Below are 10,617 nucleotides of genomic sequence, written 5' to 3' on the forward strand. Positions count from 1 at the left end.
CTACGCCATCCGGTACGTTCCGCCGATCACCGGATCGCCATCCGTCGCCACGATGCCGCGTGCGACGAGGTCCTCCAGATGCGCCAGCACCGAATAGCCGGCGGCATTGGCGAGGCGCGGATCGAGCCCGATATAGATCGCCCGCACCATGGTGGGGATGTCGGCCTCGCCCTTGCCGAGACGATGCAGGATCGATGCCTCGCGCGCCCGGCGATGCCGCGCCAGGAAACGGACGTAGCGCGGGCCTTCCGGAATCTCCGGGCCGTGGCCGGAGAAATAGAGCTGCTCGGGCCGCTGCTCCAGCCGCTCCAGCGAGGCCATGTAGTCGATCATCGAGCCGTCGGGCGGCGCCACGATCGAGGTCGACCAGCCCATCACATGGTCGCCGACGAAATTGATGCTGCGCTCGGCCCAGGCGAACGCCAGGTGATTGGCGGTGTGACCGGGGGTGGCGACCGCCTCCAGCGCAAAGCCCGCCCCCTCGATGACGTCGCCATGCTTGACCTGCACATCGGGCCGGAAATCGCGGTCGGCGCCGGATTCCGGATTGTGCTTCTCGCTCTCGAAGCGCGGGCGCGAGGCGCGGTGCGGTCCCTCGGCATAGACCGGCGCGCCGGTCGCGGCCTTGATCCGCGGCGTGTTCGGCGAATGGTCGCGATGGGTATGGGTGACCAGGATATGCGTCACGGTCTCGCCCTTGACCGCATCGAGCAGCGCCTTGGCATGCGCCTCGTCGTCGGGACCGGGATCGATGATCGCGACCTTGCCCTCGCCGACGATGTAGCTGACCGTGCCGGTGAAGGTGAACGGGCTCGGATTGTTGCAGAGGACACGGCGAACGCCGGGGCGGACTTGTTCGACCACGCCGGGCTTCAGCGGAAAATCGCGGTTGAACGGGATGTCGTCGTTGTCGGCCATGGTTTCTGTCCGTGATGTCCGGATTCTCTTTGACCTCGTCATGCCCGGGCTTGTCCCGGGCATCCACGCCTTCCTTTGCGAGCCGCAAGACGTGGATGGCCGGGACAAGCCCGGCCACGACGGCGTTTGGGTGAGCGCTCCTTACGAGAACGCCTGGATGCCGGTGATCGCGCGGCCGAGGATCAGCGCATGGACGTCGTGCGTGCCCTCATAGGTGTTCACCGTCTCGAGGTTCGCAGCGTGACGCATCACGTGATACTCGATCTGGATGCCGTTGCCGCCGTGCATGTCGCGCGCCATGCGGGCGATGTCGAGCGACTTGCCGCAATTGTTGCGCTTGACGATCGAGATCATCTCGGGGGCCATCTTGCCCTCGTCCATCAGGCGGCCGACGCGCAAAGAGGCCTGCAGGCCGAGCGCGATCTCGGTCTCCATGTCGGCGAGTTTCTTCTGCACCAGCTGGGTGGCGGCGAGCGGCCGGCCAAACTGCTTGCGGTCGAGCGTGTATTGCCGCGCGCGGTGCATGCAGTCCTCGGCGGCGCCGAGCGCGCCCCAGGAGATGCCGTAGCGGGCGCGGTTGAGACAGCCGAACGGGCCCTTGAGGCCGGAGACGTTGGGCAGCAGCGCGCTTTCCGGCACCACCACATTGTCGAGCACGATCTCGCCGGTGATCGAGGCGCGCAGCGAGAGCTTGCCGCCGACCTTCGGCGCCGACAGGCCCTTCATGCCCTTTTCGAGGATGAAGCCGCGGATCTGGTTGTCGTGCGCAGCCGACTTGGCCCACACCACGAACACGTCGGCGATCGGCGCATTCGAGATCCACATCTTGGCGCCGTTCAGCTTGTAGCCGTCGGCGACCTTCTCGGCGCGGGTCTTCATGCCGCCGGGATCGGAACCGGCATCCGGCTCGGTCAGGCCGAAGCAGCCGACCCATTCTCCGGTCGCGAGCTTGGGCAGATATTTCTTGCGCTGGTTTTCGTCGCCATAGGCGTAGATCGGATACATCACCAGCGACGACTGCACCGAGTTCATCGAGCGATAGCCGCTATCGACGCGCTCGATCTCGCGCGCCACGAGGCCATAGGCCACGTAGCTCGCATTGGCGCAGCCATACTCCTCGGGCAGCGTCACGCCGATCAGGCCGAGCTCGCCCATTTCGTTGAAGATCTCGCGGTCGGTTTTCTCTTCCAGATAGGCCTTGGTGACCCGCGGCAGCAGCTTGTCCTGCGCATAGGCCCGCGCAGTGTCGCGGATCAGGCGCTCGTCTTCGGTGAGCTGGTCGTCGAGCAGGAACGGATCATCCCACTGGAAGCTGGCGGCAGCCGGCTTGTCCTTGGCCTGGGGGCGCACGCTCATGAAACATCCTTTCGCATCGTCTATCGGAAATTGGCGGATAAATTAAAGCGCTATGCTGCGAAGCGCAATTGGTGATCCTCTCACCGTCATTCCGGGGCGATGCGTCAGCATCGAACCCGGAATCTCGAGATTCCCCCGAATAACAGCGCTAGCTCTCCAGCTTTTCGTTCGACACGATCTCGATGCCGAAACCGGACAATCCCTTATAGTCATGCACCGACGAAGTCAGGTGCCGGATCGAGGTGACGCCGAGATCGCGCAGGATCTGTGCGCCGACGCCGACCTCGCGCCACTGCCTGTGGCGATCGGCCTCCGCCGTCTTCTGCTCGCCGACCGGCTCGACCGGAACACCGGCGGCACCATCGCGCAGATATACCAGCACGCCGCGGCCGGCGTCCTTGAAGTGCCGCAACACGGCTTCCATTCGCGCCGGCCCGGTGAACAGGTCTTTCACGATGTTGGGCTTATGCAGCCGCGTCAGCACGTCCCGGCCGTCGCCGATGCCGTTATAGACGAAGGCGGCATGCATAATCTCGTCGAACGGCGAGCGATAGGCATAGCCCTGCAGCGGACCGATCGGGCTTTCGGTGGTGAAGGTCGCGACCCGTTCGATCAGCTTCTCGCGCGCCTGGCGATAGGCGATCATGTCCGCGATCGTGACATGCTTGAGCTTGTGGGCGGCGGCGAATTTCGCGACCTGCTCGCCCTTCATCACGGTTCCATCGTCGTTCATCAGCTCGCTGATGACGCCGACCGGCGGCAGGCCCGAGAGCCGGCACAGATCGACCGCCGCCTCGGTGTGCCCGGAGCGCAGCAGCACGCCGCCGTCGCGCGCGATCAGCGGGAAGATGTGGCCGGGGCGCGCGAAATCATTGGCGCCGGCATTGGGATTGGCGAGCGCGCGGCAGCAGGAGGCGCGTTCATCGGCCGAGATGCCGGTGCCGCCATCGGGCTTGTAGTCGATCGAGACCGTGAAGGCGGTGGTGTGATTGGACTCGTTGTGCGCCACCATCGGGTCGAGCCGCAACCGGCGGGCGTCCTCGGTGGTGATCGGCGCGCAGACGATGCCGGAGGTGTGGCGGATGATGAAGGCCATCTTCTCCGCCGTGCAGAACGACGCCGCGACGATCAGATCGCCCTCGCCTTCCCGATCGTCATCGTCGGTGACGACAACGAGTTCACCCTTCGCAAAGGCTTGCAGCACTTCCTGGATCGTATCGGCCATTGTCCTGAAATCTCGCTATATGCAGGCAGTGGATTAGCCGGGTTCCGATGTCAGCGCCAGTATCATTATGCAACCCGCCATGCATCCGGCAGGCATACCAGGGCGGTGACGGCGGTTTCCGTAGCCCGGATGGAGCGAAGCGCAATCCGGGACATTTCCGCGTGCACGCCCCCCGGATTTCGCTTCACTCCATCCGGGCTACAAAACTGGCTCCGCCCTATGGCAACACCTCGCGCCGGTCGCTGAGCTGGACATCCAGCTCGGCGCGCTTGTCGTCGAGCAGGCCGGCGTCGGCCGCCTCGATCACCGAATAGAGCTCGCCGGCGTCGCTGAGCCGGGTCACCGTCACGTAGTCGGCGCCGGCGCTGTAAAGGTCGTCGACGCCGGTCAGGAGGTCCGCGGTGGCAACGATCCGCGCGGTCGGATTGAGGGCGCGGACGTGGCGCACCAGCTTCTCATTGTCGGCGCCGACCAAGAGGAAGTCCGGCACGCTCAGGATGATGATCTCGGCCTTGCCGATGCCGGCATGAACCAGGGTGTCGACATTGCTGATGTCGCCATAGATCACGTGCATGCCGCGGTCGGACAGCGTGCGGAACACCAGCGGGTTGAAATCGATGACGCTGATCTGCTCGAGCAGCGACTGGTTCTGCCGCTCGATCTGGCTGATCAGCGCGCTCGCCGCGCGGAAAAAGCCGAGGATGACGATGCGCCGGATCTCGCCATGTCCGCCCTCGTGCCCGGCCTCGCCGCGGCCCTGGCCTTCCTGGTCGAGGTCGCGCAGCCCGATCCGCTTCAACGGACCGATCAGGCCGCGCACGATCTGGTCGCTGCGCGCCATCGCGAAGGTCGAGAGCACCGCCAGCACCACGAAGGCGAACGAGACCGCACTCGCGGTCTCGTTTCCGATGTGGTTGGCGGCGACACCGGTCTGGATCACCACCAGCGAGAACTCGGAGATCTGCGCCAGGTTGATCGCCGGCAGCAGGCTGGCGCGCAGGCCCTGCTTCATCAGATAGAGCGGCGTGAACGTCGTGATCAGGCGGCTCGCTACCGTGAAAGCCGCGATGACAAGCGCAAGCCAGATCACCGAGAGGCCCGGAATCGGGATCGTCATGCCGAGCGCGACAAAGAACAGGGTGATGAAGAAATCCCGCAGCGTCGTGACCTTGGCGGTGACGTCGAGCGCGTAGGGAAAGGTCGAGATCGAGACGCCGGCAACCAGCGAACCCATCTCGCGCGACAGATGCAGCCGCTCGGCGATCTCGCCGATCAGGAAGCACCAGGCGAGCGCGCCGAGCAGCACGAGTTCAGGCCGCCGCGCGATCTGGTGGAACAGCCGCGGCAGCACGTAGCGACTCAGCACCAGCGCGGTTGCGACCAGCACCGCGACGCGGGCAATCGACAGCAGCACGACACTGATCTGCAGATTGTCCAGGCTCGGCTGCACCGCCAGGAACAGGATCGCGAAGATGTCCTGCAGCACCAGCACGCCGAGCGTGATGCGGCCCGGCAGCGTGTCCAGCTCGCGCTTCTCGTAGAGCACCTTGACGATGATCACGGTCGAGGACAGCGCACAGGCGACGCAGAGATAGATCGCGTCGAACTTGCCGCCGCCGACCGCAAGCCCGATAGCGGCAAAGAACGCCACGCCGATCAGACAGCCGCCGATCAGCTCGCCGGCACCGGCGAACAGGATGACCTTGCCGGCGCGGATGATCTTCTTGAGGTCGATTTCCAGCCCGATCATGAACAGCATGAAGATCAAGCCGAGCTCGGAGATGACGCTGATCGATTCCTGGGACTTGACCCAGCCCATGCCGAATGGACCAATGAAAAAGCCGGCGATAAGGTACGCCAGTATCAGCGGTTGCCGGGAGAAGTGGGCCAACAGCCCGATCCCCCAGGCAAACAGAATACAGAGCGTGATATCGGGAATCAGTTCATGCATGCGTCAAAGACTTCCTGTTGCCGCAACCTAGAGGGCCGGGCGTGAGGATCAACCGAGCAATGTGTCACATCCGCGCAGGCGGCATTTTTCTCGCAGTTTTGCTCTGCCTGCTCACCGTGCGCATGTCAGAGGCGCTAGCACAATCCCCCGGAAGTATTGAACAAAATTTTGCGAGCTCGTTGACGGCGGTGCCATCGGAGGGCCTCACCGCGTCCGGTGCATTCTACGTGCCGGTGTATTCCAGCGTGTCGATGAGCCAGGGCAAGCTCAGGGCCGATTTTTCGGTGACGCTCAGCGTGCACAACGCTTCCGAGACGAAGCCGCTGGTGCTGAAGCGGATCGCCTATTTCGACACATCAGGCAAGATGGTGGAGAGCTACCTCAAATCGCCGGTCGCGCTAAAACCGTTTGCGACGGTCGAGGTCGCGATCGCCACGACCGATACCCGCGGCGGCACCGGCGCGAATTTCGTGGTCGATTGGGTGGCCGCCGGCGACATCGCGGAACCGGCGGTCGAGGCCCTGATGGTCGGCGGTGTCGGCGCAGGGCACTACGCCTTCATCAGCCAGGGCCGGCCGATCCGGCTGGTCGGCAAGAACTAACCTCATGGAAGGCCCCTTGCCGCGGCCTTCTCAACGATAACAACACGGAGCGAAACATCCATGTCCACCTCAGCCCAGTTCGACTTTGCACCGCTGCTCCCGGCCGGCCTGCCTGCGCCGGCCGCACGCTGGACCGGGCTCGCCAAATACAGCTTCGTCGGCGGCAACAACGATCCCGACCAGGTCCCGGTCGACGGGCTGCTGGAGGCGGTCAACGCCGTGTTGAAGCGCGAGGGCAGGAATCTCGCGACCTACAATCTCGCGCACGGGCCGCAGGGCTATCTGCCGCTGCGCCAGTTCCTGACCGAGAAGCTGAAGCGCGACGCCGGGATCGCCTGCACGGTGGACGAGATCATGATCGTCTCCGGCTCGCTGCAGGCGCTCGACCTGGTCAATCACACATTGCTCGCCAAGGGCGATACCGTGCTGATCGAGCAGGAAACCTATCAGGGCTCCCTGAACCGGCTGACACGGCTTGGCGTCAATGCGGTCGGCATCCCCCTCGATGGCGATGGCATAAGGATCGATGCGCTGGCCGCGGCACTCGCCGATCACAAGCGGCGCGGCATCACGCCGAAATACATCTACACCATCCCGACGGTGCAGAACCCGACCGGCTCGATCCTTCCCGAGAGCCGCCGCGCCGAGATGCTGAAGCTGTCAAGGGAATACGGCGTGCCGATCTTCGAGGACGATTGCTATGCCGATTTGATCTGGAGCGGCGAACGGCCGCCGGCGATCTATGCCATGAGCAAGCACGGCGGCGTGATCCATATCGGCTCATTCTCCAAATCGATCGCGCCTGCGCTGCGGGTCGGCTTCATCGTCGCGCCCTGGGAGATCATGTCGCGAATGCTGCCGCTGAAGACCGACGCCGGCTCCGGCGCGCTGGAGCAGATGGTGCTCGCGGAATATTGCGCGCCGCATTTTTCGACCCATGTGCCGCGCCTGACCAAGGGCCTGCGCGCCAAGCTCGATACGCTGATGGAGGCGCTGAACGAGCAGTTCGGCACCGCGGCCGAGTTCGAGGCGCCCAAGGGCGGCATCTTTCTCTGGGTCAAGCTGCCCGACAATGTCGACACGCTGAAGCTTTATCAGGCGGCACTTGCCGCCGGCGTCTCGATCAATCCGGGACCGGAATGGTCGACCAGCAAGGCCCATTCCGGCAGCCGGCTCCGCCTCTGCTTCGCCAGCCCCTCGCACGAGCAGATCCGCGAGGGCGTTGCCGTGCTGGCGGAGGTATGCCGCAAGGAGTTCGGCGTGCCGGCGCGCAGCAGCAATGTGGAGAAGCGCGGCTAGATCATGATGACTTTGCGCTGAAGCGAGCTGCGGACTCCGCTTCACCTCGCCCCGCGTGCGGGGAGAGGCGCAGGCCCGCCTTTGGCGGCCGTTCTCAAGAACGCCGAAGCAGAGGTTCGGCTATGACGCATCATCAGATGCGTTCCGGGTGAGGGGGAGCCTCCGCAACCTCAGCTATCGCCGGATACGCGGAGGCAGCCCCTCACCCCAACCCTCTAAGAGCAAGCTTCGCTTGTCTCGACCCCGTAAGAACGGGGCGAGGGAGCGCAGCGCGCCTGCGGTCGCCGTTCGATCTGATCTCATCATGCTCTACCGATCCGCGCGCCTACCTCACCGAGAACGGCGCCTGATAGGGCCGGCCGAACGGCACGCCGTTGACCACGGTCTGCACCGGCTTCAGCAGCAGATTGCCGTCGCGCTTGTTGTTGCGGGTGTCGACGAAGGAGACCGGGCCTTCGACGAGGTCCATGATCGCGACGTCGCCGGGCGCGCCACGCTGCAGCGTGCCGATCTTCGGGGTGCGGTTGATGATCCGCGCCGGCACCGAGGTCGCCATCGCCACCACCTGATCCAGCGACGAGCCCATCGCCAGGAACTTGCTCATCACGTTCGGCAGGAACGGGATGCCGGGCGAGTTGCCCGAGAAGACATGGATGTCGGAGGAGATCGTATCGGGCGTGCAGCCGGCGGGGATCGCGACTTCGGCCACCGTGAAATCGAAGCTGCCGCCGCCATGGCCGACGTCGAACAGCACGCCGCGCTGCTTGGCCGCGAGCGCCGCCGGCAACAGCTTGCCCTCCTGCACGATATTGGTGAAAGCGCCCGACATGTTCGGCGCGCCGGAATAGGCATGGGTCAGGATATCGCCCGGCCGCAGCAGATTGAGGATGTCGGACATCAGCTCCCTGGTCTCGACGCCGCCGATATGCACCATCATCCGCGCCGGCCAGCCGCACATCTCGCAGGCCTGGATGCCGCGCTTCAGCGGCTCGAGGCCATGCTTGAAGATGACGTTTTCCGACATCCGCACCTTGACCCCGATCAGGAAGTCGGCGTTCTCGGCCAGCGCCATCGCGCAGGCTTCGACCTGGGCGTTGTCGATGTTGTAGAGCTCGGCCACCGGGAATGCCGACAGGCCGTTGTTGGCGATGTGGACGAAGGCGTAGATCCGCGCCCGCGATTGCGCCACGATGAAGCGCCGCAGCGCCGCGAGGTTGTTGACGCCGGCATCGCCCGCCGAGACCACCGTCGTGGTGCCCTGGAATTGCACCAGCTCATCGGCGGGGATACCGATCGCCGATCCGTAGGGGTAGACGTGGCAGTGCAGATCGACCAGGCCCGGCATCACGAGCTTACCCGAGGCGTCGATGGTCTTGGCGGCGCGGGCAGCCGGGATTTCGTCTTCGATCGCCTCGATGATGCCCCAGCGGATGCCGACGTCGCGCTTGCCGCGCAGCGACTGGCTGGGATCGATGACATCGCCGTTCTTGATCACGAGGTCGAACTTGTCGTCCGGCCCCATCGCCGCAGCGGCCGGCCCGGCGAGGGCTGCGGCAGCGGCCGATCCCGTCACTTTCAAAAAATCCCGGCGTGAAAATTCGCTCACGGCAACGTCCCCCCGAACATTGATTTTTATGACACGATGATGCGTCGGACGCAGCGGTTAAGCAAGGCCGGGAAAGCCGCCCGTGCGCTCGCTCGTCGGTTGTGCGTACTGCACGCGACGGCAGCAGCGTTCGACAGTTGCTGAACAAGCGTTCAGAAAACTCCTCTGGTTCCTGAGGAACGTTTCAATGTTCGCACGGTTTTCTCTTCACTTATTTGAGGAGGATGAGATGAAAAAGATTGGCTTTGTTCTTGCGGCGGTTGGTGCGCTTGCGGTGGCCGTCCCGTCGATCGCGAGCGCCGAGACGGTCGTGATCAGACATGGCGGTCATCATCACTGGGACCGCGGCTGGGGCGCACGCGCCGAAATGCGTCATGACCGTGGCTGGCATCGCGGTTGGCATCATGGCTGGCATCGCGGCCATGACCGGACGGTGATCATCAAACGTCATCACTACTAAAAACCGACACAACGGAAAAAAGACCGACACAACGGAAAATGGCTCCTCACGGAGCCATTTTCTTTTCTGCTTTCCTGAGGGCCTGCAGCCTCAATCCCACGCCGGCGCAAACCCCGGATTGACGCAGCGCATGTCCTTGCGCAGCGCCGCAATCGCCCTGCAGTCCTCGTCGTCGAGCTTGACCTTCAGTGCGTCGAGATTGGTTTTTTGGCTTTCGGCGCGCGAGGCTTTCGGAATAGCCGCCACGCCATCCTGATCGAGCAGCCATTTCAGCGCCACCTGTGCCGCGGTCGCATCATGCTTGCTGCCGATTTTCGCCAGCGTCTCGTCGGTGGCGAAGCGGCCCTGGGCGAGCGGACAATAGGCCACCAGCGGGATCGATTTCGCGGCGAGATATTTGCGCACCGGCGACTGGTCAAGCATCGCGTGATATTCGATCTGGTTGCAGGCGATCGGTGCCTTGATGTCCTCGACCACGGTCTTGAGCAGCGCGGTGGTGAAATTGGCGACGCCGATCGCGCGGGTGCGGCCTTCCTCCTTCAGCTTCATCAGCGTCTCGAAAACGGCGGGCAGCTTCATGCTCCGCGACGGCCAGTGCACCAGATAGAGATCGACGTGATCGAGCCGCAGTTTCTTCAGGCTGGCGTCGAACGCTGTCCGGATCGCATCAGGTGCCAGGTTCTCGTGCCAGACCTTGGTGGTCACGTGCAGGTCCTTGCGCGCGACATTCGATGCCGCGATCGCCGCCCCGATCGCCTCTTCATTGCCGTACATCTCGGCGGTGTCGATATGCCGATAACCGAGCCCGAGCGCGCTCTCGACCGCCGCGCGGCAGGTGTCGCCCTGCATGCGGAAGGTGCCGAGCCCGAGCTGCGGCAGGCTGATGCCCTGTGTCTGCAGATTTTCCATGGATAGCTCCTGACGCGTGGGACGCCGATGCCATCGACGACGTCACGCCAGCAAATCGTTTCGTGGGAATGAAATTGGCAGGACTGCCGACGTTCAGTCTGCCCGCAAACCGGCCCTTCGGGCAAGACGCCGGCAATCAAGATGTCGCGACGGGATCAGAGACGGCGCTAGTGTCCCGAATCCGAAGTTCGCATCATTTGCCGCACCTTCGGAGCGAACTTCGGATTCGATAAGGACACTAGCAAACTTATGATTCTAGTGTGCTTTATGAATGCGAAGTTCGTGAAAGTG

9 protein-coding genes are annotated in these 10,617 nt (G+C 64.0%); 3 read left to right on the forward strand and 6 right to left on the reverse strand.

The features are described from left to right. The 4 genes from AC1VNY_RS28080 to AC1VNY_RS28095 form a co-directional block, all read right to left on the reverse strand. Positions 1-918: an MBL fold metallo-hydrolase gene (locus AC1VNY_RS28080; RefSeq protein WP_212059948.1), complete on the reverse strand. Its 918-nt coding sequence runs from the start codon at positions 916-918 to the stop codon at positions 1-3. 141 nt (positions 919-1,059) lie between these two features. Then, positions 1,060-2,274 (reverse strand): acyl-CoA dehydrogenase, encoded by a 1,215-nt coding sequence (locus tag AC1VNY_RS28085; RefSeq protein WP_028334515.1) that lies wholly within the window; start codon positions 2,272-2,274, stop codon positions 1,060-1,062. 148 nt (positions 2,275-2,422) lie between these two features. After that, positions 2,423-3,499 carry a 3,4-dihydroxy-2-butanone-4-phosphate synthase gene (ribB, locus tag AC1VNY_RS28090; RefSeq protein WP_482407623.1) on the reverse strand — a complete coding sequence of 359 codons (1,077 nt, stop codon included), beginning with the start codon at positions 3,497-3,499 and terminating at the stop codon, positions 2,423-2,425. Between the two features lie 217 nt (positions 3,500-3,716). After that, positions 3,717-5,450, reverse strand: a complete 1,734-nt coding sequence (locus AC1VNY_RS28095) for a cation:proton antiporter (protein ID WP_482407624.1) — start codon at positions 5,448-5,450, stop codon at positions 3,717-3,719. A gap of 59 nt (positions 5,451-5,509) precedes the next feature. Between AC1VNY_RS28095 and AC1VNY_RS28100 the strand changes: the two genes are divergently transcribed. Both AC1VNY_RS28100 and AC1VNY_RS28105 read left to right on the forward strand, forming a co-directional pair. Next, entirely contained in the window at positions 5,510-6,052 is a 543-nt protein-coding gene (locus AC1VNY_RS28100; protein ID WP_482407625.1) for a DUF3124 domain-containing protein, read from the forward strand. 60 nt (positions 6,053-6,112) lie between these two features. Continuing rightward, entirely contained in the window at positions 6,113-7,351 is a 1,239-nt protein-coding gene (locus AC1VNY_RS28105; RefSeq protein ID WP_482407626.1) for an aminotransferase-like domain-containing protein, read from the forward strand. Between the two features lie 325 nt (positions 7,352-7,676). Here the strand turns inward: AC1VNY_RS28105 and AC1VNY_RS28110 are convergent, their stop codons facing one another. Continuing rightward, positions 7,677-8,957, reverse strand: a complete 1,281-nt coding sequence (locus tag AC1VNY_RS28110) for an amidohydrolase family protein (protein ID WP_482407627.1) — start codon at positions 8,955-8,957, stop codon at positions 7,677-7,679. Positions 8,958-9,186: 229 nt separating this feature from the next. Here AC1VNY_RS28110 and AC1VNY_RS28115 point away from each other — a divergent pair, with 229 nt between their 5' ends. After that, positions 9,187-9,417 (forward strand): hypothetical protein, encoded by a 231-nt coding sequence (locus AC1VNY_RS28115; protein WP_438080533.1) that lies wholly within the window; start codon positions 9,187-9,189, stop codon positions 9,415-9,417. A gap of 90 nt (positions 9,418-9,507) precedes the next feature. Here AC1VNY_RS28115 and AC1VNY_RS28120 read toward each other — a convergent pair whose 3' ends face one another. Then, positions 9,508-10,326 (reverse strand): aldo/keto reductase, encoded by an 819-nt coding sequence (locus tag AC1VNY_RS28120; RefSeq protein ID WP_482407628.1) that lies wholly within the window; start codon positions 10,324-10,326, stop codon positions 9,508-9,510. Positions 10,327-10,617 lie beyond the last annotated feature (291 nt).

This window comes from Bradyrhizobium ferriligni (genome assembly GCF_056837965.1).